20 protein-coding genes are annotated in these 21,811 nt (G+C 69.4%); 14 read left to right on the top strand and 6 right to left on the bottom strand.

Annotated features, from left to right (window positions below; translation table 11 throughout):
• Window positions 1-23 precede the first annotated feature (23 nt).
• Both OG246_RS05480 and OG246_RS05475 read right to left on the bottom strand, forming a co-directional pair.
• The gene (locus OG246_RS05480) at window positions 24-1,181 is read right to left on the bottom strand and encodes an iron ABC transporter permease (RefSeq protein ID WP_266456639.1); all 1,158 of its coding nucleotides are present in this window, start codon (window positions 1,179-1,181) and stop codon (window positions 24-26) included.
• A gap of 81 nt (window positions 1,182-1,262) precedes the next feature.
• Window positions 1,263-2,030 (bottom strand): class I SAM-dependent methyltransferase, encoded by a 768-nt coding sequence (locus OG246_RS05475; protein ID WP_266456637.1) that lies wholly within the window; start codon window positions 2,028-2,030, stop codon window positions 1,263-1,265.
• Window positions 2,031-2,292: 262 nt separating this feature from the next.
• Between OG246_RS05475 and OG246_RS05470 the strand changes: the two genes are divergently transcribed.
• Both OG246_RS05470 and OG246_RS05465 read left to right on the top strand, forming a co-directional pair.
• Window positions 2,293-3,060: a hypothetical protein gene (locus OG246_RS05470; protein ID WP_266456634.1), complete on the top strand. Its 768-nt coding sequence runs from the start codon at window positions 2,293-2,295 to the stop codon at window positions 3,058-3,060.
• Between the two features lie 173 nt (window positions 3,061-3,233).
• Window positions 3,234-3,860 carry a sigma-70 family RNA polymerase sigma factor gene (locus OG246_RS05465; protein ID WP_266463890.1) on the top strand — a complete coding sequence of 209 codons (627 nt, stop codon included), beginning with the start codon at window positions 3,234-3,236 and terminating at the stop codon, window positions 3,858-3,860.
• Between the two features lie 42 nt (window positions 3,861-3,902).
• Here the strand turns inward: OG246_RS05465 and OG246_RS05460 are convergent, their stop codons facing one another.
• On the bottom strand, window positions 3,903-4,541 hold the full coding sequence (locus OG246_RS05460) for a TetR/AcrR family transcriptional regulator (RefSeq protein ID WP_266456632.1): 639 nt from the start codon (window positions 4,539-4,541) through the stop codon (window positions 3,903-3,905).
• 131 nt (window positions 4,542-4,672) lie between these two features.
• On the opposite strand from OG246_RS05460, the gene OG246_RS05455 reads away from it, so the two are divergent.
• Both OG246_RS05455 and OG246_RS05450 read left to right on the top strand, forming a co-directional pair.
• Window positions 4,673-5,803: an NAD(P)/FAD-dependent oxidoreductase gene (locus OG246_RS05455; RefSeq protein WP_266456629.1), complete on the top strand. Its 1,131-nt coding sequence runs from the start codon at window positions 4,673-4,675 to the stop codon at window positions 5,801-5,803.
• Between the two features lie 93 nt (window positions 5,804-5,896).
• Window positions 5,897-6,445 carry a GNAT family N-acetyltransferase gene (locus OG246_RS05450; protein WP_266456626.1) on the top strand — a complete coding sequence of 183 codons (549 nt, stop codon included), beginning with the start codon at window positions 5,897-5,899 and terminating at the stop codon, window positions 6,443-6,445.
• 108 nt (window positions 6,446-6,553) lie between these two features.
• Here OG246_RS05450 and OG246_RS05445 read toward each other — a convergent pair whose 3' ends face one another.
• Window positions 6,554-6,991: a hypothetical protein gene (locus OG246_RS05445; protein ID WP_019061278.1), complete on the bottom strand. Its 438-nt coding sequence runs from the start codon at window positions 6,989-6,991 to the stop codon at window positions 6,554-6,556.
• Window positions 6,992-7,054: 63 nt separating this feature from the next.
• Between OG246_RS05445 and OG246_RS05440 the strand changes: the two genes are divergently transcribed.
• The 10 genes from OG246_RS05440 (at window position 7,055) to OG246_RS05395 (ending at window position 17,762) form a co-directional block, all read left to right on the top strand.
• Window positions 7,055-7,192 (top strand): hypothetical protein, encoded by a 138-nt coding sequence (locus tag OG246_RS05440; RefSeq protein ID WP_266456620.1) that lies wholly within the window; start codon window positions 7,055-7,057, stop codon window positions 7,190-7,192.
• Between the two features lie 371 nt (window positions 7,193-7,563).
• Window positions 7,564-8,880, top strand: a complete 1,317-nt coding sequence (gene hemL, locus OG246_RS05435; protein WP_266456617.1) for a glutamate-1-semialdehyde 2,1-aminomutase — start codon at window positions 7,564-7,566, stop codon at window positions 8,878-8,880.
• The gene (locus OG246_RS05430; protein ID WP_266456614.1) at window positions 8,877-9,563 is read left to right on the top strand and encodes a histidine phosphatase family protein; all 687 of its coding nucleotides are present in this window, start codon (window positions 8,877-8,879) and stop codon (window positions 9,561-9,563) included. Before hemL ends, OG246_RS05430 begins: the two co-directional genes overlap by 4 nt.
• Window positions 9,564-9,764: 201 nt before the next feature.
• The gene (locus OG246_RS05425) at window positions 9,765-11,042 is read left to right on the top strand and encodes a hypothetical protein (protein ID WP_266456612.1); all 1,278 of its coding nucleotides are present in this window, start codon (window positions 9,765-9,767) and stop codon (window positions 11,040-11,042) included.
• Window positions 11,043-11,108: 66 nt separating this feature from the next.
• Window positions 11,109-11,768, top strand: coding sequence for a TlpA disulfide reductase family protein (locus OG246_RS05420; RefSeq protein WP_266456609.1), 660 nt, complete (start codon window positions 11,109-11,111; stop codon window positions 11,766-11,768).
• A 51-nt stretch (window positions 11,769-11,819) separates the two neighbouring features.
• Window positions 11,820-12,557: a cytochrome c biogenesis CcdA family protein gene (locus OG246_RS05415; RefSeq protein WP_266463887.1), complete on the top strand. Its 738-nt coding sequence runs from the start codon at window positions 11,820-11,822 to the stop codon at window positions 12,555-12,557.
• Between the two features lie 3 nt (window positions 12,558-12,560).
• A complete protein-coding gene (locus tag OG246_RS05410; RefSeq protein WP_266456606.1) occupies window positions 12,561-14,390 on the top strand; it encodes a cytochrome c biogenesis protein ResB in 1,830 nt (609 codons plus the stop codon).
• On the top strand, window positions 14,387-15,463 hold the full coding sequence (ccsB, locus tag OG246_RS05405) for a c-type cytochrome biogenesis protein CcsB (RefSeq protein ID WP_266456603.1): 1,077 nt from the start codon (window positions 14,387-14,389) through the stop codon (window positions 15,461-15,463). The genes OG246_RS05410 and ccsB overlap by 4 nt, the downstream gene beginning before the upstream one ends.
• A 525-nt stretch (window positions 15,464-15,988) precedes the next feature.
• On the top strand, window positions 15,989-17,350 hold the full coding sequence (gene iscB / locus OG246_RS05400) for an RNA-guided endonuclease IscB (protein ID WP_266456600.1): 1,362 nt from the start codon (window positions 15,989-15,991) through the stop codon (window positions 17,348-17,350).
• Window positions 17,351-17,360: 10 nt separating this feature from the next.
• Window positions 17,361-17,762 (top strand): SRPBCC domain-containing protein, encoded by a 402-nt coding sequence (locus tag OG246_RS05395; protein WP_266456597.1) that lies wholly within the window; start codon window positions 17,361-17,363, stop codon window positions 17,760-17,762.
• 240 nt (window positions 17,763-18,002) lie between these two features.
• On the opposite strand, the gene OG246_RS05390 is transcribed toward OG246_RS05395, so the two are convergent.
• Entirely contained in the window at window positions 18,003-19,550 is a 1,548-nt protein-coding gene (locus OG246_RS05390) for an ABC transporter substrate-binding protein (RefSeq protein WP_266456595.1), read from the bottom strand.
• 43 nt (window positions 19,551-19,593) lie between these two features.
• Complete coding sequence (locus tag OG246_RS05385; protein WP_266456592.1) at window positions 19,594-21,702, bottom strand: hypothetical protein; 2,109 nt, start codon at window positions 21,700-21,702, stop codon at window positions 19,594-19,596.
• Window positions 21,703-21,811 lie beyond the last annotated feature (109 nt).

Raw genomic sequence — 21,811 nt, 5'->3', positions numbered from 1 at the left:
CGACCTCCGGACAGGAGGGCCATCTACTGACCTCCGAACAGATAGCCGCGCCGCCGCATCAGCACGACGAACACGGGCACCCCGATCAGTGCGGTGATCACTCCGAGCGGCAACTCCTCGGGCGCGAAGGCGGTACGGGCGACCAGGTCGACCCAGACCATGAAGCAGGCCCCGGCCAGCGGCGCAACGGCCAGCACCCGCCGGTGAGTTGAGCCGACCCAGATCCGTACGACATGCGGCAGCACCAGGCCGACGAAGCCGATCGCGCCGCTGACCGCCACGATCAGCCCGGTGACGGCCGCGGTGAGCACGAACAGCCCCCGCCGCAGCGCGTCCGCGTCCACGCCCAGGCTGGCCGCGGTCTCGTCCCCCAGCGACAGCACGTCCAGCGACCGGCTCTGCCGCAGCAGCACCACGACCGCGACCAGCACCGCCGCCGCCACCAGCGGCAGTGACTCCCAGGTCGCCGAACCCAGGCTGCCGAGCAGCCAGAACAGCACGGTCCGCGCGGCCTGCCCGTTCGGGGAGAGGAAGACCAGGACACTCATCAACGCCTGGAACCCGTACGCCAGCGCCACCCCGGTCAGCACCAGCCGCAGCGGCGTCAGCCCCAGCGGACCGCGCGCGGCCAGGTACACAAGGACCGTCGCCCCGAGGGCACCGAGGAACGCGGCGGCCGACAGGGCGAAGACCCCGAGACCCGCGAAGACCCCGAAGACCACGACGGCCGTCGCCCCCACGGACGCACCCGACGAGATGCCCAGCACGAACGGATCCGCGAGGGCGTTGCGCACCAGCGCCTGGATGGCGACACCGACGACCGAGAGCCCGGCGCCGACGACCGCGGCGAGCAGCACCCTGGGGGTGCGCACATGCCAGACGATCGAGTACCCGGTCACCTCGTCCGCCCCGATGCCGCCGCCGGTGAGGGCCGCCCACAGGAAGTGCACGACGTCGGCCGGGGGTACGACGGTCGGCCCCAGCGCGATACCGGCCAGGACGGAGACCAGCAGCGTGACGGAGAGCGCCACGAGTGTGGTCAGCAGCCTGCCGCGGCCCGCCGGCTCCTGATAAAGCTCCTGTTGCGGCTCCTGTCTTGGCTCCTGTTGTGGCTCCTTCGCCGAGGAGACGGCGGGACCCGCGGAGGATGTCCCGGATGCGGCCTCGGCCATCTCGGCCATGAAGTCCCTTCATTCGCAAGGAAGTTGGCTGGCAGGGCGCCTCGAACTCCGCCCACGGACCAGTAGTCGGAGCGGGGTGCCTCAGAGTTCCCGTGAATCGGCGGAGAGTTCCGGCCGTGTTCCGCGCACGATCAGCCGCCCGGCGTGGTTGTCGTACGGGCCGCCGTCGAAGCCGCCGTAGCACCGCACGTCGGTGAAGCCGGCCGCCTCGAAGAGGGCGCGCAGCTCGGCCGCGCTGTAGAGGAAGGAGGTGATCGACGCCTCGCGCGCCACCCCGTCGCGCACCAGCGTCCAGTCGGTGCGCAGCCGCGTCCAGCTGTCCAGGACGGTGTCGCGCTGCACCACGTACGCGCCGCCCTCGAGCTCGACGAGCTTGGGCCGGCCGATCCAGCCGGCGAGGACCTCCTTGCCCAGCACGTCGATCAGCAGCTGTCCGCCGGGTGCGAGCGAGTCGTGGGCGTTGCGCAACACGCGTGCGTTGTCGGCGGGTTCGTCGAAGTAGCCGAAGGAGGTGAAGACGTTGAGCACCACGTCGTACGACTCCGGCTCGACGTGCGTCAGCATGTCCGCCCGTAACAGCCGGACATCCACCCCGGCCTCCGCGCAGGCGGCCTCGGCCCGCTTCAGCATGACCGGGCTGAGGTCCACCCCTGTCACCGTGTGACCCCGGCGGGCCAGCGGCACCAGATACAGGCCGGGCCCGCAGCACAGGTCCAGCACACGGCTCCCGGCCGGGAAGCGCAGCAGCGGCGACCCGGCCACGAGGTCCGCCGTCTCCGACCGCCTGCGCTCGGAGAACATGGTCTCGGAGAAGTCCGACCAGAATCCGTCGTCCTCGTACCAGTGCATACAGCTGCAACCTCGATCCAGGGCCGGGTGGGGCCGGGCGCCGGAGCGCCGCGACCTTCTGAGTGCGGGGCTTCCGTTGCAGTGGTCGGATGCCGATCGGCTCTGGTTCCCGGCGGGTTCGAGCTCGGCTCGGCCCGAACGGCCCGCGGTTTCCGGCGTGTTGCTGTGTCGTGGATCACATGTGCGGGATTGAGTGGCGTACCCCGTGGGTTTCCGTACTGCCCTGGTGACAGCGGAGACGCTGATGCAAGGATGAGCCGCTATGACCGCTGGACGGTGTTCGCGTGCGTTGAGGGCTGCGGTGTTCGCGGCCGTCTGCGTGCTGTCCGCCGTGCAGGGCCACGCGATGGCGTCCGGCTTCGAGGTGCCCTGGTGGGCGCTGGTCGCCGGAGCCGTGGCTACGGGCGGGACGGCGTGGGCGCTGGCCGGCCGCGAGCGCGGGCTGTTCGCCGTCGGCTCCGTCACGGTCGCCGCCCAAGTCCTCCTCCACGCGCTGTTCTCACTCGCTCAGGCGGTCGTACGGCCGGAAGGGGCCGATGGCGCGTCCCTCGCCGGGCGATGGGCGTCGTACCTGCTGTGCTCGCCGGCGGGAACCGGCACGGACACCCACGGCGGGCAGGCGACGGCTGCGCACTCCATGAGCCATGACATGGCCGATATGTCGTCGATGTCGATGAGTGGCATGGACGGTATGGGCTCCATGGGATCCATGCGCTCGATGGGCTCGATGGCCCACGCGGGTCATGTCATGGACGGCATGTCACCGATGGGCATGCTCGCCGCCCACCTGGTCACCGCCCTGCTCTGCGGCTTGTGGCTCGCGCACGGCGAGCGCGCCGCGTTCCGCATCCTGCGGGTCCTCGGCGGCTGGCTCGTCGCCCCGTTGCGGCTGCTGCTCCGGCTGCCCGCGCCGCCGCACCGCCCACGTGTCCGCGCTCGCCGGAACCACTCGGTCCAAGCGCTGCGGCAGCTCCTCCTCGTCCATGCCATCACTTCTCGGGGTCCACCCGTCGGGACCGCTGTCATCTGACGACAGCCGGTTCCCCGAGGCCGCACACGGAGTCCGTCACCGACACTCCGCACTTCGCCTCGGGTATCGGTCGCGCCTGCGCGGCCGGACGTCAACAACCGCCGGAACCGCCGTGCCCGCTGGGCCGGCCCGTTCCCGGACCCCGAGAAGGACACCAGGTGCTCACTACCGCCCTGCCCAACTCACAAGCCGTACCGACCTCTCCCGCCTCTCCCACCTCACCCGCCTCACGCGACGAGTCGATAACCTCCTGGGCGCTCGCCGCCCGAGGCGGTGACCTCGACGCGGTCGAGAAGTTCGTCCGCGCCCTGCACCGGGACGTCATCCGCTACGTGACCCACCTCGGCGCCGACCCGCAGAACGCCGACGACCTGGCCCAGGACATCTTCCTGCGGGCCCTCGGCAGCCTGCACCGTTTCGAGGGCCGTTGCTCGGCGCGCAGTTGGCTGTTGTCCATCGCGCGCCGCGCCGTGGTCGACAGCATCCGGTACGCCGCCGCCCGGCCCCGCCTGTCGCACACCGACGACTGGCAGTCGGCGGCCGAACGCGCACAGCCGCGCGGCCTCCCCGGCTTCGACGACGGCATCGCCCTCGCCGAACTTCTCGCCGCACTGCCCGACGAACGCCGGGAGGCGTTCGTGCTGACCCAACTGCTCGGGCTGCCCTACGCGGAAGCGGCACTCGTCAGCGGCTGCCCGGTGGGCACGGTGCGCTCGCGGGTGGCCCGCGCACGCAGCGCCCTCATCGAGTCGCTGTACGAGGCCGAAGGCCCCCGCCGGGAGGCCGCGGCAGCCGCTTGAGGTGCCGTACGTCGATGCCGCCCGGCGCGTTGGCCGGGCGGCCTACTTCGGTGCGAGAACGGCCTCGATGGCCGGGGCGAGGCCGTCTTCGACCTCGTCCCGGGTGAGGGCGGTCACCGCCGGGAGACGCAGCAGGTAGCGGGTCAGGCCCAGGCCGAGGAGTTGGGCGGAGACCAGTCCGGCCTTGCGTCTGGCTGTTTCCGGGCCCAGCGCGGCGGCCAGCGTCGGGGCGACCTGGGTCGCGAAGATCTCGTGCATCCGCGTCGCGGCGTGCTCGTTGGTGACCGCGGAGCGGAGCAGGACCAGCAGCGCTTCGTCGGCCGGGTTGCCTTCCCAGCGGTCGAGGAAGTGCCGCACCAGCACCCGTGCCAGCTTCTCCGCCGGAACGTCGGTGAGGTCCGGCAGACGCAGGTCGATGGCGAGCGCCGCGTCGAAGAGGTGTGCCTTGTTGCCGAAGTAGCGCATGACCATCGACGGGTCGATGTCGGCGTCTGAGGCCACGGCGCGGATGGTGGTGCGTTCGTAGCCCTGAGCCGCGAACCGCTCACGCGCGGCGCGCAGGATCGCGGCCTTGGTGCGGTCGGAGCGCTTGTCCGTGCCGGTGGTGTCCGTGCTGCCGGTGTCTGTGCTGCTGGTGTCTGTCCTGGTGTCTGTGCTGGTGGGCTCGGCGTCCTGGTTCATGCCAACGATTGTAGGCCAACGCGTGTTGACTTTCCAGCGTGGAGCCGGGCATCCTGTCAACAGGCGTTGGCCAACGCTCGTTGACCAACATGTGTTGACCTGTTTCCCGGACCAGAACGGAAGGCTCCGCCATGAACACCACCGCACTGCCCGCCCGCACCGAGGTCGCCGTCGTCGGTGCCGGCCCGGCCGGTCTCGCTCTCGCCGTCACGCTCGCCGCCTCCGGCGTCGACTTCGTCGTCCTGGACAAGCTGGCGGAGGGCGCCAACACCTCACGTGCCGCCGTCGTACACGCCCGCACCCTGGAGGTCCTCGACGAACTGGGAGTCTCCGAGGAACTGATCGCACGCGGCATCAAGGTCACCCGGTTCGCCGTCCGCGAGGGCTCCCGCCGGCTGCTGACCGTGCCGTTCGAAAAGCTGCCCACGGCGCACCCGTACACGCTGATGGTTCCCCAGTACGAGACCGAGAGCGTGCTGCTTGACCGGCTGCGGGCGCTCGGCGGCGATGTGCACCGCCCGTACGAGGTCGCCTCCGTCGTTCAGGACGAGGACGGCGTGACGCTCACCATGAGCACCGGAGAAACGCTGCGCGCCGCATACGCCGTCGGCGCCGACGGCATGCACAGCACCGTCCGCGAAGCCGCGGGCATCGGATTCACCGGCAGCGCCTACAGCGAGTCCTTCGTGCTCGCCGACGCCGTGATGGACTGGGCCCCGGGCCCCGGCGAGGTGTCGCTCACCTTCGCCACCGACGGTCTCACCGTCGTCGCGCCGCTTCCCGGCGGCCACTACCGGGTCGTCGCCACCGTGGACGACGCGCCGCCCACCCCCGACCTCGCCTTCGTCCAGCGGTTGCTCGACGAGCGCGCCCCCGGGCAGGCCAAGGTCACGGGCATTGCGTGGTCCTCACGGTTCCGGGTGCACCACCGGGTCGCCGACCGCTACCGGGCCGGCCGGCTGTTCCTGGCCGGCGACGCCGCGCACGTGCACAGCCCCGCCGGAGGCCAGGGGATGAACACCGGCATCCAGGACGGCTACGCCCTCGGCCAGGCGCTCGCCACCGGGCGGCTCGACGGCTACGAGGCCCGGCGCCGCCCCGTCGCCCAGCGGGTCGTCGCCTTCACCGACCGGATGACCCGCATGGCCACCACCCGCAACCCGATGGCGCGCGTCGTGCGCAACATAGCGCTGCCCCTGCTCGGCCACACCGCCATACCCAAGAAGCTCGCCACCGAGCTCGCCGAGCTCAACTACCGCTGAAATCCCGCAGACTGATGCGCGGGTCCTCCGCGCCGCCGGCGTCACGGCACGAACAGCGGAAATCAGGGGGAGGCGATGAGAGGAAGCGAAGACATGGAGACCGCGAGGCTGTTGCTCCGGAAGTTCACCCCGGCAGATGCACCGGCATTGGCGGCGTATCGGTCGGATCCCGAGGTGAGCCGGTATCAGTCCTGGGAATCGCCGGTGTCGATGGAGGAGGCCGAGCGGCTGGCGGCCACGTTCTCCGCCGGGGATCCCCGCGATCCGGGGTGGTTCCAGTACGCCGTCGAGCGGCGGGACACTCCGGGGCTGATCGGCGATGTCGGGGTGTGCCGGAACGAGGACGGGCGGCAGGCGGAGCTGGGCTTCACGTTCGCGCCGGAGTTCCAGGGGCGCGGGTACGCCACCGAGGCGGTCGCGCGGATGGTGGAGTTCCTGCTGGTGGAGGAGAGGCTGCACAGGGTCTCGGCCGCCTGCGACGGGCGCAACGCCCGCTCGGCGAAGTTGCTGGAGCGCGTCGGCTTCCGCCGCGAGGGCCACCTCGTACAGAGCACCTGGATCAAGGGGGAGTGGACCGACGACGTCCTCTTCGGTCTCCTCGCCTCGGAACACCGGGCCGTGCGTGGCGGCCGCGGCCGTTAGCGTCGCGAACCCGGTGTGTTTTCGCCGTCGCCGTAGCGGCACATGACGAGGGCGGGGCCCGAAAACCCCGCCCGCACTTCATGAAGCCTCGGCTCACGCAACCTCAGGTCAGGGCCAGACCAGGCAATAGGGCTGATGGCCGGCCTCATGCAACCGGTGGCTGAAGTCCTGCCACTCATGCAGCAGTTGATACACATTGAACGCGTCCCGCGGCCCGCCCCGGTCCGGCACCGTCGACCAGATGAAGGCCGCGGCGCCCACCGCTTCCTCCCCGATCCCCCGGAGCGGGTCGACGACGGTCATGGGGAGCTTGACCACGGCGTAGTCGGGGTGGAGGACGACGAGCTCGAGCGGCGGCACCTTGTTGAGGGGGACGCCTTCTATGCCGGTGAGGACCATGGCTGCCATGGTTTCCGGCTTGATCTTGGTGAACATGCCGTTCATGCCGAGTTCGTCGCCGCCGAGTTCTTCGGGGCGCATCGAGATCGGGACGCGGGCTGCCGTCGCGCCGTCGGGCGCGCCGAAGTATTTGTACGTCACCCCCACCCGGCCACCATTCCCGCTCCCTGCCCCCAGCCTCTCGACCCTGCGGTCGGCACGCTCGGGCTCATGTCCGGCTCTGGCCTCGGCCGCTTCCTCCGCCTCGCGTCGGTGCTTTCCCCCGCGGGCACGCCGAGGACCGAGGTCATCGGTCCCCTCGCCCAGTCCGCCACCGCGATGCATATCTCCACCCGACTGCTTTTCTAAGGCGCGCGACCCCCGTCACGCAACCCGATCATCGTGACAGTGACCTCCCCCACGGCCGCACGCCGAAACGTGCGCTGAAACACCTGTCCGCAGGATCTTCGCGGCCTCTGAACACCATCGTTCATGTGAGCTGTCCGTACCAGGCCCCAGTTTCGCAGATGGCCGGCGGCCGCAGCCCGTTTGTCGTACCGAGAACGGGCCCGCCGGACGTGCGATGGCTGGGATCTTCCGTACGTGAAGCCGGGCGCCCGCGTTCAAGCGGGTCCGATCCGACGCCCGCGCCGCCGCGCTCTCTCGCCCGCGGTGGCCCGAAGCCGCTGGCCTACCCTGAGTAGGTCACTAGCCCCCCGGAGTCGGAGACGTCGCAGGTCATGACCGAACTGCCTTATTCCTATGAAGCCCCAGTCTCGCAGTCGCTATTCGACCGTGCGTCCATCGTCACACCAGGTGGCGTGAACTCTCCCGTGCGCGCGTTCCGCGCCGTGGGCGGTACGCCCCGGTTCATGGTGTCCGGTAACGGTCCCTACCTGACCGATGCCGACGGGAGGGAGTACGTCGACCTCGTTTGTTCCTGGGGGCCGATGATTCTCGGGCATTCTCAGCCCGACGTCATCGCCGCGATCCAGGACGCCGTATCCCGCGGTACGTCCTTCGGTACGCCCGGCGAGGGCGAGGTCGCCCTCGCCGAGGAGATCGTCGCCCGTGTCGAGCCCGTCGAGCAGGTCCGGCTGGTCTCCAGCGGGACCGAGGCGACCATGTCCGCGATCCGGCTCGCCCGGGGGTTCACCCGGCGCGCGAAGGTGATCAAGTTCGCCGGGTGTTACCACGGTCACGTCGACTCGCTGCTCGCCGCTGCGGGGAGCGGGGTGGCGACGTTCGCGCTGCCCGACACCCCCGGCGTCACCGGGGCCCAGGCCGCCGACACCATCGTCCTCCCCTACAACGACCTCGAAGCCGTGAACGCCGCCTTCCACGCGCACCCCGGTGAGATCGCCTGCGTGATCACCGAGGCCTCGCCCGGGAACATGGGCGTCGTGCCGCCGCGGCCCGGGTTCAACCAGGGACTGAAGGACGCCTGCGCCAAGAACGGCGCCCTGTTCATCTCCGACGAGGTCATGACGGGGTTCCGGACCAGCAAGGCCGGCTGGTACGGCATCGACGGGGTCAAGCCTGACCTCATGACCTTCGGCAAGGTCATGGGCGGCGGCTTCCCGGCCGCCGCTTTCGGTGGACGGGCCGACATCATGGGGCACCTCGCGCCTGCCGGGCCGGTGTACCAGGCGGGCACCCTGTCCGGGAACCCCGTCGCCACCGCCGCCGGGCTCGCGCAGCTGCGGCTGCTCGACGACGCCGCGTACGAGAAGGTCGACGCGGTCTCCGAGCAGATCCGCAACCTCGTCACCGAGGCGCTCAGCAAGGAAGGTGTGGCCCACCGGCTGCAGAACGCCTCCAACATGTTCTCCGTCTTCTTCACCGGGCGTGAGGTGCGCGACTACGAGGGCGCGAAGGCGCAGGAGTCCTTCCGGTTCACCGCGTTCTTCCAGTCGATGCTGGCGCAGGGCGTGTATCTGCCGCCTTCGTCGTTCGAGTCCTGGTTCGTCTCCACCGCCCACGACGAACGGGCGATTCAGCGGATCGCCGACGCCCTTCCGGCGGCGGCACGGGCAGCAGCGGAGGCCACGGCATGAGCGAGCGCAACGAGGACATCACCGTCGTACATGTGATGCGGCACGGTGAGGTCGCCAACCCGGACGGCGTGCTGTACGGGCGGCTGCCCGGCTACCACCTCTCCGAGCTCGGGCGGCAGATGGCCGACCGGGTCGCCGAGCACCTCTCGTCGCGGGACGTCACGCATGTCGTCGCCTCGCCGCTGGAGCGGGCGCAGGAGACCGCGACGCCCATCGCCAAGGCGCACGGGCTCGACCTCGCGACCGACGCCCGGCTCATCGAGGCGGACAACGTCTTCCAGGGCAAGACCTTCGGTGTGGGGGACGGCGCGTTGCGGCGGCCCGAGAACTGGAAGCACCTTGTCAACCCCTTCAAGCCGTCCTGGGGTGAGCCGTACGTGGATCAGGTCGTACGGATGATGGGGGCGCTGGACGCTGCCAAGGACGCCGCCCGCGGGCACGAAGCGGTGTGTGTCTCGCACCAGTTGCCCATCTGGATCGTGCGCTCGTACGTGGAGCGGCGGCGGCTGTGGCACGACCCGCGCAAGCGGCAGTGCACGCTGGCGTCCCTGACGACCTTCACCTACCGCGGCGACAAGATCGTCTCCGTGGGCTACACCGAGCCCGCCCGCGATCTCGTCCCCGCCCATCTCCTCGCGGGCGCCAAGCCGGTGAAGGGGAAGGACAAGGCGTTCGGCGCGTAAGTGCCCGTAACGGGCGCAGTGCGTACGTCTCTCCGCAAGGCGTACGCGTCGTCACGTAGCGTATGGATTCCTGCCATCTGAGCGTATCTTCGTAAAAACAGCTAAATATGCGCGAGTTTGGCGGAACCCCCGTCTTCCTCGCGCCCTCTCATGGGATGCCGGCTGACCGCCGGCCGAGAGGGTGCGAGGAACGGGGATGGAATGCGGGACATCAGTCGCAGGGGAATGATCGGCCTCGGGGCGGGTGCCGCGGCCGCGCTGGGACTCACGGCGTGCGGTACCGCACTGCAAGAGGGCGCGGGGCAGGGCGGCGGTTCCAGCAGTGGGCAGCCGGGTGCTCCGAAGCACCCGGTCAGGCCCCTCGGGGACGGCTCCACGGCCTTCACGGGCAAGCAGCCCGGTCGGCCCGGGGAGCCGGTGCCGCTCGAACCCGGCGAGACTCCGCCGCAGTTCGTGATCTTCTCCTGGGACGGTGCGGGAGAGGTCGGGACCGGTCTCTTCTCCCGCTTTCTCGAACTCGCCAAAGACCACGACGCCCACATGACTTTCTTTCTCTCCGGGCTGTATCTGCTGCCCGAGTCGAAAAAGCGCATGTACTCGCCGCCCAACAATCCCAAGGGCGCCTCGGACATCGGTTATCTCACCGACGACCACATCAGGACGACGCTGAAACTCGTCCGCCAGGCCTGGCTCGAGGGTCATGAGATCGGCACCCACTTCAACGGCCACTTCTGCGCCGGCACCGGCACCGTCGCCAACTGGACGCCCGCGCAATGGCGCAGCGAGATCGACCAGGCGAAGTCCTTCGTCAAGGAGTGGCGGACCAACAGCGGCTGGACCGATCTGCCCGCGCTGCCCTTCGACTACGACAAGGAACTCATCGGCGCCCGCACCCCGTGTCTGCTCGGCCAGAGCAACCTGCTGCCCACCGCTCGCGAGCTGGGCTGGCGCTACGACGCCTCCTCGCCCGGCGGCGTCCAGCGCTGGCCGCGGAAGAACCAGGGGCTGTGGGACCTGCCGCTCCAGGCGATGCCCTTCCCGGGGCACAGCTTCGAGGTCCTCTCGATGGACTACAACATCCTCGCCAACCAGTCGATCAACACGACCAGGGCACCCGCGTACAACTACCCGGCCTGGCGCACCCAGGCGACCCAGTCCTACATCGAGGGCTTCAAGCGCGCATACGAGACAAACCGCGCACCCTTCTTCATCGGCAACCACTTCGAGGACTGGAACGGCGGCATCTACATGGACGCCGTCGAGAACGCCTTCAAGCACATCGCGCGGGAGAAGGAGAAGGGCGAGGACGTACGCCTCGTCTCCTTCCGGGAGTTCGTGGACTGGCTGGATGTGCAGAAGCCCGAGGTGCTGGCCAAGCTGCAGTCGCTGGACGTGGGGCAGGAGCCGGCCGGCAGCTGGAAGGGCTTCCTCGGCGATGTCGGTACACAGTCCTCCAAGGGGTCCGAAAAGGCCGCCTGATATGCGGGTTTCCGCCCGCAAGGGGGGTGCGCAAGATCCCCGGAACGGACATGCGAAACTTTTCACATGAGTGCTGCCTGCCGCACCGACCAGCGTTCGAACCGCACCCGTAGCCGTTCTCGTAGCCGTTCTCGTAGTCGTTCCCGTAGTCGTACCGCCCTGCTGACCGCCGGGGCCGCCGTCGCGGCGCTCGCCCTGTCCGCGTGTGGTTCCGGGGGTACGTCCGGGGGCTCGGGCAACACCAACTTCGTCGCGGGCAAGGACGGCATCGCCACCGTCGCCAAGGGTGAACGGGCCGACGCGCCCGACCTCTCCGGCAAGACCGTCGACGGCAAGCAGCTCGACGTCGCCGACTACAAGGGCAAAGTCGTCGTCCTCAACGTGTGGGGCTCCTGGTGCCCGCCGTGCCGCGCCGAGGCGCCGAACTTCGTCAAGGTCGCCAAGGACACGGCGGACCAGGGCGTGCAGTTCGTCGGCATCAACACACGCGACGCCAGCACAAGTCTTGCCAAGGCGTTCGAGGAGGAGCAGGGCGTCACGTACCCCAGCCTCTACGACCCGACGGGCAAGCTGATGCTCCGCTTCAAGAAGGGCACGCTGAACCCGCAGGCCATCCCGTCCACGCTCATCATCGACCGGGACGGCAAGATCGCGGCCCGTACGCTGCAGGCGCTCAGCGAAGCGAACCTGCGCAAGATGCTCGCGCCCGTCATCGCGGAGAAGTGACCTGACGTGTCTCTTCTCGCCACGTCCGCCGACCTCGCCGCAACACCCGGGATGAACTCCACGGTCTACAGCGGGGCCCTGCTCCTCGCACTGCCGATCGCGGTGCTCGGCGGGCTCGTCTCCTTCTTCTCGCCCTGCGTACTTCCGCTGGTGCCCGGCTATCTCTCCTACGTCACCGGGGTCACCGGCACGGATCTGGCCGAGGCCCGGCGGGGGCGGATGGTCGCGGGCGCCTCTCTCTTCGTACTCGGCTTCACCGTGGTGTTCGTCTCCGGCGGGGCGCTCTTCGGGTACTTCGGGCAGACGCTGCAGGAGCACCAGAGCACCCTGTCCAAGGTGCTCGGCGCGCTCATGATCCTGATGGGCATCTTCTTCATGGGGATGATGCCCTGGCTCACCCAGCGCGAGTTCCGCTTCCACACCCGCCCGTCGACCGGGCTCGTCGGCGCCCCCGTCCTCGGCGCGCTCTTCGGCATCGGCTGGACACCCTGCATCGGGCCGACCCTGGCCTCCGTGCAGGCGCTGGCCTTCAATGAGGCGAGCGCGGGCCGCGCCGCCATACTGACTGTCGCGTACTGCGCCGGTCTCGGCATCCCGTTCGTCCTCGCCGCTGTCGCCTTCCGCAAGGCGCTCGGCGCCTTCGGCTGGGTCAAGCGGCACTATGCGTGGGTGATGCGCATCGGCGGCGGCATGATGATCGCGACCGGACTGCTGCTGCTGACCGGGGTGTGGGACAGCCTCGTGTACGACATGCAGGGCTGGACCCAAGGCTTCACGGTAGGGATCTGATCCATGAGCACGACTGACACCGGCAAGACGGCGGCGGACGGCGCCGAAGAGGCGACGGCTCCGGCGCCCGCCAAGCGGCACGTCGGCGTGAGCGCCGACGGTGAACTCGGCGCGGCCGGATCCCAGCTCTCCACCGCCCCGGTCGAGACCGTCGTCCCCGGCTCCTTCGGCGGCGTACGGAAGCCGGGCGCCGCCGGGTGGCTGGCGTGGACCGGGCGTGAGATCACCGGCTGGGCCCGCTGGTTCTGGCGGCAGCTGACCTCGATGCGGGTCGCGCTGCTCCTGCTGTTCATGCTGTCGCTCGGGGCGATCCCCGGCTCGCTGATCCCGCAGTCCGGGACCGACGCGGTGAAGGTGCAGGACTTCAAGGACGCGCACAGCGTGCTGGGGACCGTCTACGACAAGCTCGGGCTGTTCCACGTCTACAGCTCGGTGTGGTTCTCGTCGATCTACATCCTTCTCTTCGTCTCGCTCATCGGCTGCATCGTGCCGCGCACCTGGCAGTTCGTGGGGCAGCTGCGAGGCCGTCCGCCGGGCGCGCCCAAGCGGCTGAACCGGCTGCCCGCGTACGCGACCTGGCGCACGGACGCCGAACCGGAGCAGGTCCGCGAGGTCGCCCTCAAGGTGCTGAAGAAGCGGCGGTTCCGGGCGCACATCGACGGAAACGCGGTGGCCGCCGAGAAGGGCTACCTGCGCGAGACCGGCAACCTGCTCTTCCACCTCGCGCTGATCGTGATGCTGATCGCCTTCGCCTGGGGCCAGCTCTTCAAGTCCGAGGGCAACAAGCTGATCGTTGAGGGCGACGGCTTCTCCAACACGCTCCTGTCCTACGACGACTTCAAGTCCGGCAACCTCTTCTCCACCGACGACCTCACGCCGTTCAGCTTCGACCTGAAGAAGTTCACCGGCACGTACGAGGAGACAGGCCCCAACAAGGGCACCCCCCGCACCTACCAGGCGGACATCACCTACAGCGTGGGCGCCGACGGCAAGGAGCAGAAGACCACGGTCAAGGTCAACGAGCCGCTGGAGATCGGCGACTCGAAGGTCTACCTGGTCAGTCACGGCTACGCGCCCGTCGTCACCGTCCGGGACGGCAAGGGCAAGGTCGTCTACTCCGAGCCCGTGCCGATGCTGCCGCTCGACTCGAACGTCACCTCGCAGGGTGCGATCAAGGTCATGGACGGCTACCGGAACGGCAAGGGCGAGAAGGAGCAGCTCGGCTTCTCCGCCTTCTTCGTGCCGACCTTCGCGGGCGCGGGCGAGGGCGACATGTTCTCCCAGTTCCCCGCGCTCAACTACCCGGTGCTCGCACTGAGCGGGTACCACGGCAGCCTGGGTGTCGACTCGGGTCTTCCGCAGAACGTGTACCAACTGGACACCTCCGAGATGAAGCAGTTCAAGGACTCCAAGGGCGACATCCTCAAGAAGAGGCTGCTGCCCGGCGAGACCATGACGCTGCCGAACGGCGCCGGCTCGATCACCTTCGAGAAGGACATCAAGGAGTGGGCCGGCTTCCAGGTCACTCAGCAGCCCGGCAGTGACTGGGCGCTGGTCGGAGCCTTCACCGCGATCTTCGGTCTCGCCGGGTCGCTCTTCATCCAGCGCCGCCGCGTCTGGGTGCGGGCCGCCACCGGCGCCGACGGTGTCACCGTCGTCGAGATGGCGGGCCTGGGCCGCAGCGAGTCCTCGAAGCTCCCCGAGGAACTCGGCGACCTGGCCGCGCTCGTGCACGAACAGGCGCCCACCAAGCCCGACGAAGACGAACCCGCCGCACCCGATCCCGACGCCGAACCCCCCGTACCTGCCGCCGGAAAGGCTGAGAAGCGATGACTCTCGCCACCGCAACCAACGAACACCTCGCCAACGTCAGCAACACGCTGATCTACTCCGCGATGGCCGTCTACATGCTGGCCTTCTTCACGTACATCGCCGAGTGGATCTTCGGCAGCCGCAGCAAGGTCGCCCGCACCGCCGCGGCGCTGACCTCTCCGCAGAAGGCGGCTGCACCCGCGGTCACGGTGAAGAAGGCGGGCGGCACCGCGGTACTGGAGCGGCCCAAGGTCGTCACCCGGGCCGCGGCCGGTGCCCGTGATGTGCCCGACGGGCCCGGCGCGCACGGCGGGGACGTGCAGGGCGACCTCTACGGCCGTATCGCGGTGTCCCTCACCGTGGTCGCCTGGGCCGTCGAGACGGCTGGTGTGGTCGCCCGGGCTCTCTCGGTGCAGCGGGCGCCGTGGGGCAACATGTACGAGTTCAACATCACCTTCTCCACCGTCGCCGTCACGGTGTACCTGGTGATGCTCGCGCTGAAGAAGAACATCCGCTGGCTCGGCCTCCCCCTGGTCACCACGGTCCTCCTCGATCTCGGTCTCGCCGTCACTGTCTTGTACACCGCCAGTGACCAATTGGTTCCCGCGCTCCACTCGTACTGGCTGTACATCCACGTCTCGACCGCGATCCTCTGCGGCGCCGTCTTCTACGTGGCCGCGGTCGCCACCCTGATGTACCTCTTCAAGGACTCGTACGAGAACAAGCTCGCCTCGGGCGGCAAGCCCGGCCGCTTCGCGACCTCCGTCATGGAGCGGCTGCCCGCGTCGGCCTCGCTCGACAAGTTCTCCTACCGCGTGAACGCCGCCGTCTTCCCGCTGTGGACCTTCACGATCATCGCGGGCGCGATCTGGGCGGGCGACGCCTGGGGCCGCTACTGGGGCTGGGACCCCAAGGAGACCTGGGCGTTCATCACCTGGGTCGCCTACGCCTGCTATCTGCACGCCCGCGCCACGGCCGGCTGGAAGGGCCGCAAGGCCGCGTACATCGCGCTGATCGCCTTCGCCTGCTTCCTCTTCAACTACTACGGGGTCAACATCTTCGTCACCGGCAAGCACTCGTACGCCGGGGTCTGACCCCCATACGACCCCAAGAGGCCGGTCTCTCCCCCGTCTGTGACGCGGAGAGGCCGGCCTTTGTCATGCAGGACGACAATCGCGTAACTCGAACGGTCGGTGATAGTTAGTTCGATCGGCGGCTGTTTCCTGCGGCTGTGCGAACGCGGCACCGCAGGACGAAGGCCGGTTCCTGTCACTCGCTCTCCGGCCCCAGGGTCGGGGCCGCCCTGGAACGCAGAGCGGCTCTGAGTGACCAGCCCAAGTCATCACGCGCGAAAAGGGGTGCATTTGATGGCTACGTTTCACGTGGGTGAGCAGACCCACCCTGCCGTGCTTCCTCAGCGGCAGGCTCTGGAATCCGTGGGAGCAGACACCCCTGTGAGCAGGGACGAAACGGCTCACGGACATCCCGTGCACATGCGGGACACCGGCGTGGAACATGGGCGAGAGGAGACTTCGCGGACCCGTACCCGGCCTGCGAAGCGTCACCCTGAGGTCACCACAGTGGTGGCCGAGGGCGCGGGTCGTGAGGCCCACCCTGTTGTGTTCGTCCTGGACAAACGTGGTCGCCCCCTGCAACCCACCACTCCAGTACGGGCGCGCAAGCTCCTCAAGCAGGGCCGGGCGGTTGTCGCCCGGCACACCCCGTTCGTCATCCGGCTGAAAGACCGTGTTGTCGAGAGGTCAGCCGTGGACGGTGTTGCGCTGCGCATCGACCCGGGCTCCAAGGGAACTGGAATCGCGGTTACTTGCGATATCGACAACGTCGACGCGGCCACGGGCGAGACCGTCACGGATCGGCGAGGCCTGTACGCAGTCGAACTCACCCATCGCGGCTCGCTGATCCACAAGAAGATGGGGCAGCGAGCCGCTTACCGGCGTGGCCGCCGGACGCGGAACCTGCGCTATCGCGCCCCTCGTTTCTGTAACCGCACCAAGCGAGAGGGGTGGCTTGCACCGTCCCTCAGACATCGGGTGGACACCACCCTTTCGTGGGTGAGCCGTCTTCAGAAGTTCGCCCCAGTCACCGAACTGCATGTCGAGCTGGTGTCCTTCGACACTCACCAGCTCAGCGCTGGAGGACCCCTGGAAGGTGCCGAGTATCAGCAGGGCGCCCTTGCTGGGTATGAGAGTCGCCAGTACTTGCTGGAGAAGTGGGGGCGAGTCTGTGCGTACTGCGGAGCGACCGGCGTTCCGCTACAGGTGGAGCACATCCGTCCCCGGTGCCGAGGCGGCAGTGACCGCATTTCAAACCTGACCCTTGCCTGTGAGCCCTGCAACCAAGCCAAGGGCAGTCGGCCGATCGAGGAATTCCTTGCAGGGCGACCAGCGCGGCTGGTGAAGGTCCTTGCCCAGGCGCAGAGACCGCTGCGCCATGCCGCAGTTATGAACAGCACTCGCTGGGCGCTGCGAGGCGCCCTCGCATTGCGAGGTCTGCCGCTCCGCGCCTGGTCTGGGGGGCGTACGAAGTACAACCGGGCACGTAGTGACTTGGCCAAGACGCACACCATGGATGCACTTGCCGTCGGCGACCTCCCCGACGGCACCCGTATCACGCGGTTCCCGGCAACGGTGCTCGTCGCAGCGGCTGCCGGACGTGGTGCTCACGCTCGGACCAGCGCAGACAAGTACGGCTTTCCCCGCTTGTACCTGCCTCGGCAGAAGCAGTTCTTCGGCTATCAGACCGGAGATCTCGTACGGGCCGTTCTTCCCGCCGGCAGGTATGTCGGGACGCACATCGGTCGAGTCGCTGTACGGGCTACGGGCAGATTCAACATCCGCACAGCCGACCGCCTCGTTCAAGGCATCCACTGTCGTTATATCCAGTTACTCCAGCGATCCGACGGCTATGGCTACAGCATCCGGAAGGAAGAGGTCGTGTGCGGAACCGGCACGCCTGAGTGAGGCTGGTGTCATGACCAGATCCATCCCGTCCATCGAAGAGGGCGCCACCGAGACCCGCGAGGACACACGCACCCTGCACTACCTGCTGCGTCTTCCCCAGCCTGTGGACAAGGTCTGGGCGGCGGTGGCCACCCCCGAGGGCCTGCGGGGGTGGCTGGCCGCCGTCGAGGTGTTCGAGCCGCGGCTCGGCGGGGCCGTCGCCCTGCACGGCCTCGGCAGCGGGCGGATCACCGCCTGGGACGTGGAGCGGGTCGCCGAGTACACGGTCGAGGGGCGGGTCAGGTTCCACCTGGAGCCCGGGGTGCCGGACGGGACCACGGTCCGGTTCACCCACGCGTACGAGGGGGAGCGGAAGCCGCCCGGATGGCGGGCACGCTTCGAGCGGCTCCTCGAAGCGCTTACAGCGAGCTAGGGCCTGTCTGGCAATTCCCGTCTGGCTCGCGACGCCATGCACGCGCCCCCACCCTCGAACCGGCTTCGCCCGGCTCGGGCGGGGGGACCCCCTTCGCCGCACCGGGCGCAGACCCAAGTACGTCCAGTACGAGGATCTACGCCCGGCACGCCGAGAGCACGCACCTACTGCGACACGAGCTGCTGCCGCAGCGGGCGCGAGGCCGCCCTCCGGGCGACGACGGGAATTGCCAGACAGGCCCTAGGAGCCAGGCGGCAGGCACTCCTTCGCCGGTGGCTTCCCCTCCGGCCAGGCGATCTCCACGAAGCGGGCCTTGCCCTCGGGGGTCAGTTCCACGATCGGTACGGCCTTGTCGTACGGGTTGCCGTGGACGTCCAGGCAGATCCAGCCGCTCGCGCCGCTCACCCGCTGGGAGCCCTTCGTCAGCGTCCACTGGTTGGCGACGTCCGCGATGGGCGGGACCGTCTTCCCGTCGGCCGTGGCCTCGCGGATGCCCTGGACGGCGAGCGTCATGGCGTCGTACGCGATGATCGTCTGGCCGTCCTCGAGGGAGACCTCGCCGATGGGACCGACCGGCTTGCGCTCGCTGCTGCCGAGCAGCTCGTCGAGCACCTTCGCGTCGGCGGCGCTGCCCCCGCTCTTCGGCGCGTCCTTCGCGGCCCAGGCGTCCGGGTGCGCCAGTGCCGTGTAGCGCACCGAGATGCGGTGCTGGAGGGCGGTGCGGTCGAGGTCCTTGTCGCCGGTGAGATACGAACCCTCGTCGCCGGTGAGCAGGGTGAAGCTGCGGTCCTGGCAGCCGCGGTCGCCCAACGCGTTGATGAACTGCCGCAGTTGGGTGTGGCGGCCCGCGAACAGGATGGTGTCCGTGGAGCGTGCCGTGTCGCAGACGAGGTGGGTGATCTGCCGGAAGGTGTTGGCGGTGGTGCCCTCCTGGCTGCGGTCGGCGGGCGGGGTGAACGGCTGCGGCTGGTAGGGCGAGCCCTCGAGCAGCTTCTCGAAGGACTGCTGAAGCGTGCGCGAGTAGGGGTCGCCCGGCTTGTCGTAGACCAGGAGCGCCTTGCCGGCCGAGACGTCGGCGAAGGAGGCGAGCGCGCGGGCCTCGTCGGTGTTGGTGGGGGAGACGCGGGCAAGGCCGGGGTAAGGGTCCTTGCCCGACTGCCCGTTGGCGAGGTCGTCGGCCGTGATGGAGGAGCCGATCACCGGGATGCCGAGGCGGGTGAGCTCCTTGACGGCCAGCTTGTTGTTCTCGGTGCTCAGGCCGACGCCGGTCACCGCACGCAGCCGGTCGGGCCCGGTCGTCATCCCCGCCAGCTGGTCGACCGTGTGCTGCCACTGCTCGCCGGTGGCACCGGGGTTGGCAAGGACGAGCCGGATCTTCGGCGTCTGGTCGTTGGAGTCGTGGTTGGCCCGGTACTGGGCGAGATAGGCACCCTGGAGCTCGTGCAGCGCGTCGCCCAGGTTGTCCGCGTCGGTAGCCGTGAAGGGTTCGAGCAGGGCGACGGTGACCCAACTGCCGGGCTTGAGGCGCTTGTTCTCCGCGTCGATGGCCCGCACGGCCTCGGTGAACTGGGAGCGGCCCCAGTTGTACGAGGTCGCCGAGACACCCACGCATTCGTCGCTGTCCTCGGGACGCTCGACGCCGGGCGCGCAGGAACGGTCCTCCTTCGCGAGCGTCGTACCACCCCAGACACCGAGGGCGATGAGGACGGCCGCCAGCAGCAGGGCGATGTACCGCCGGAACCGGATCTCCCAGACGTCCTCGCGCAACCACACCCACAAGCGCGCCATCTATCCGCCCCCGTCCTGCGTCATGAGTCGGCTTCGTCCTGCGTCACGGGCCGCCCTCGCCCTCGTCGTCCTCGTCGCCCGGGATACGGAACGGCCGACCCGCCAGCGCGTCCGCCGGCCAGTCCCTGGAGGCCCGCCACAGCAGCGCGTTGCCCGCGGGCCGCAGATTCGACAGCTGCTCCAGCTCGAACTGCAGCCGGTCGGTCACCTTCGGGTCCGGCAGCACCAGCGGATCGGTCAACTGCCAGACGGCGTGCAGGAGTCGGCGTACCCGCAGATGCAGTACGGCGTCCACGCCCTCCGGCGGGGACTGCGCGGCGTCCGTGTGGCCGAGCGCGACGGAAGCCCGATGGTCGTGGCCGTCGAAGTCGCGGCCGTCCGGATCGTGTGCGTGGTAGTACGGCGCGGAGGCGATGAAGACCAGCGCGGACAGCCACGCGCGGGTCTCGGCCTCGTGGAAGGTGTCGCGCAGGTACGCGATCGCGAAGTCGGCCTTCCCCAGGGCGAGTTCGTGATGCAGGCGGTACTGGGCGCGGCCGGGGTTGTCGTCGCTGCCGGGCACGTCGGCATAGTGGTCGATGAGGGTGCGGTGCGCGGCCCTCCACCGCTCGTGGCCGGGGTCGTGGTGGTGCAGGCGCAGTAGCAGGAGCGCGCGCAGGAACGGGTCGCCGACGAACTGGTCCGCAGCCACCGGCCAGCCCTCCGCGGCGAGCCGTGCCTCCAGGTCCAGTACGCCCGACGCGCCGAAGTCGTCCGGGAGTTGGGCCTCGGCCAGTGCGCGCGCCGAGTCGGGGTCGTGGGCGGCGGCGAGCACGGTCAGCTCGTCCAGGCCCCCGCCGGGCACCAGTCGGTCCAGGAGCTCCCGGTAGGTGGCCCGCCCGTCGCGGTCGTCCCGCAGGGCGACATCGGCGGTGAGCAGGGCGCCCAGGGTGGTGGCCTGAGGAAGGTTCTGGTGGGCGGACTCGGCGAACAGGGTGATGCCGAGCGGGCTGCCGCCGGTCAACCGGTGGGTGGCGTGCGGGAGTTGGGGCGGGACCGGGACGTCGAGACAGGTGGCGCCGACGATGTGCAGGGTGTCGTCCGGGGTGAGCGGCGGCAGCGACACGAGCAGCGCGCGCGAGGAGGGCGAGGTGTCCGGCGTCCAGTCGCAGCGCCTGGCCACGTCGGGCAGCGTGCGGCGGACCGCGTTGCGGAGCGCCGGATGGCTGTATCCCCGCAGCGAGGTGAAGAAGACGACCTGGTCGGCGATGCCGTCGGCGCGGTCCCGCAGCACCGACTCCATGAGGCCCCGACCCGCGGGCTCCTGCACGTTGTCGATGAGCACGACCGGGCGGCCGAGCCGGTGCGAGCGCTGCAACGCCCCCGTGTACGCGTCGTCGAGGTCCGCGAGCAGGGCCCGTACGAGATAACGCTCCGCGTGCGTACGGGAGTTGCCGCCCGCCCTGAAGTGCCGGGAGAGCAGGATGAGCCCGAGCTTCGGGTTGCCGCCCGCGTTGGGATAGTCGCGGTACCAGGACGCCGCCCGGCGCAGCCGGTGGTGCGTGGGGGAGACGCCCTCCGAGAACGCCTCCAGCGTCGCCTCGATGATCGGCTCGAGCACCGGTCCCGTACCCGACATGGAGGCGACCAGCTTGGCGACGACCCTGTTCACCCAGCGGTTCGCGAACCCGGAGAGCCAGGAGCCCGACTCGTTCAGCAGCAGGATCCGCTCCGCCTCCTGCCGGATGCGCGGCAGGTCACGGTCGCTCCAGCCGCTCGCCGCGACGGCCAGGAGCCCCGCCGCGAGCCGCGGGAAACTGATCCGCCTGGCCCCCGTCACCGGCTCCGCGAGCTGCTCGGCGACCGTGGTGAGCGCCTGCGCGACCGCCGACCAGGACTCCGCGGGCCGCTCCGGCGGCGGCCCCGCGAACTGCGTCTCCTCGCCGTCGATCAGCGCGACCGGCGTATGCCCCTTGCAGGCCTTGCGCAACTCGGCGAGCAGCGCGCTCTTGCCGAGACCCCGGCCGCCCGCGAACACCACGAAGGGCAGTTCCTTCGGATGTTCGTACGGCGTCGAGCGGTGCTGGTACGGACGCAGGCCGATGAGCCGTGGAGCGAGACCGGGCGGATCGGTGTCGAACAGTGCCCCCCGGCCGTGCAGCCCTCTGTGCACCGCATCTCCCCCCGGGGCGGTCCGTTCCGATGTGCTGCTGTGAGGTGTATCAACACCAGTGTAAAAAGGGGGACTTGATTCGGGATAGGGCGCCTGGTGACCGTTGGGT

The sequence above is a fragment of the Streptomyces sp. NBC_00620 genome (genome assembly GCF_026341825.1).
Taxonomy (GTDB): Bacteria; Actinomycetota; Actinomycetes; order Streptomycetales; family Streptomycetaceae; genus Streptomyces.
The sequence above is the reverse complement of the archived record's forward strand: the minus strand, read 5'-3'. Positions and strand labels throughout refer to the sequence as shown.

What these genes read in the sequence shown, in the direction of transcription:
- OG246_RS05425 (WP_266456612.1), top strand. Translation starts at nt 9,765, where the DNA reads ATGCGGGACATCAGTCGCAGGGGAATGATCGGCCTCGGGGCGGGTGCC.
- OG246_RS05410 (WP_266456606.1), top strand. Translation starts at nt 12,561, where the DNA reads ATGAGCACGACTGACACCGGCAAGACGGCGGCGGACGGCGCCGAAGAG.
- OG246_RS05460 (WP_266456632.1), bottom strand. Translation starts at nt 4,541, where the DNA reads ATGAACCAGGACGCCGAGCCCACCAGCACAGACACCAGGACAGACACC.
- hemL (WP_266456617.1), top strand. Translation starts at nt 7,564, where the DNA reads ATGACCGAACTGCCTTATTCCTATGAAGCCCCAGTCTCGCAGTCGCTA.
- OG246_RS05430 (WP_266456614.1), top strand. Translation starts at nt 8,877, where the DNA reads ATGAGCGAGCGCAACGAGGACATCACCGTCGTACATGTGATGCGGCAC.
- OG246_RS05420 (WP_266456609.1), top strand. Translation starts at nt 11,109, where the DNA reads ATGAGTGCTGCCTGCCGCACCGACCAGCGTTCGAACCGCACCCGTAGC.
- OG246_RS05475 (WP_266456637.1), bottom strand. Translation starts at nt 2,030, where the DNA reads ATGCACTGGTACGAGGACGACGGATTCTGGTCGGACTTCTCCGAGACC.
- ccsB (WP_266456603.1), top strand. Translation starts at nt 14,387, where the DNA reads ATGACTCTCGCCACCGCAACCAACGAACACCTCGCCAACGTCAGCAAC.
- OG246_RS05415 (WP_266463887.1), top strand. Translation starts at nt 11,820, where the DNA reads ATGAACTCCACGGTCTACAGCGGGGCCCTGCTCCTCGCACTGCCGATC.
- OG246_RS05480 (WP_266456639.1), bottom strand. Translation starts at nt 1,181, where the DNA reads ATGGCCGAGATGGCCGAGGCCGCATCCGGGACATCCTCCGCGGGTCCC.
- OG246_RS05395 (WP_266456597.1), top strand. Translation starts at nt 17,361, where the DNA reads ATGACCAGATCCATCCCGTCCATCGAAGAGGGCGCCACCGAGACCCGC.
- OG246_RS05455 (WP_266456629.1), top strand. Translation starts at nt 4,673, where the DNA reads ATGAACACCACCGCACTGCCCGCCCGCACCGAGGTCGCCGTCGTCGGT.
- OG246_RS05450 (WP_266456626.1), top strand. Translation starts at nt 5,897, where the DNA reads ATGGAGACCGCGAGGCTGTTGCTCCGGAAGTTCACCCCGGCAGATGCA.
- OG246_RS05470 (WP_266456634.1), top strand. Translation starts at nt 2,293, where the DNA reads ATGACCGCTGGACGGTGTTCGCGTGCGTTGAGGGCTGCGGTGTTCGCG.
- OG246_RS05390 (WP_266456595.1), bottom strand. Translation starts at nt 19,550, where the DNA reads ATGGCGCGCTTGTGGGTGTGGTTGCGCGAGGACGTCTGGGAGATCCGG.
- OG246_RS05440 (WP_266456620.1), top strand. Translation starts at nt 7,055, where the DNA reads ATGTCCGGCTCTGGCCTCGGCCGCTTCCTCCGCCTCGCGTCGGTGCTT.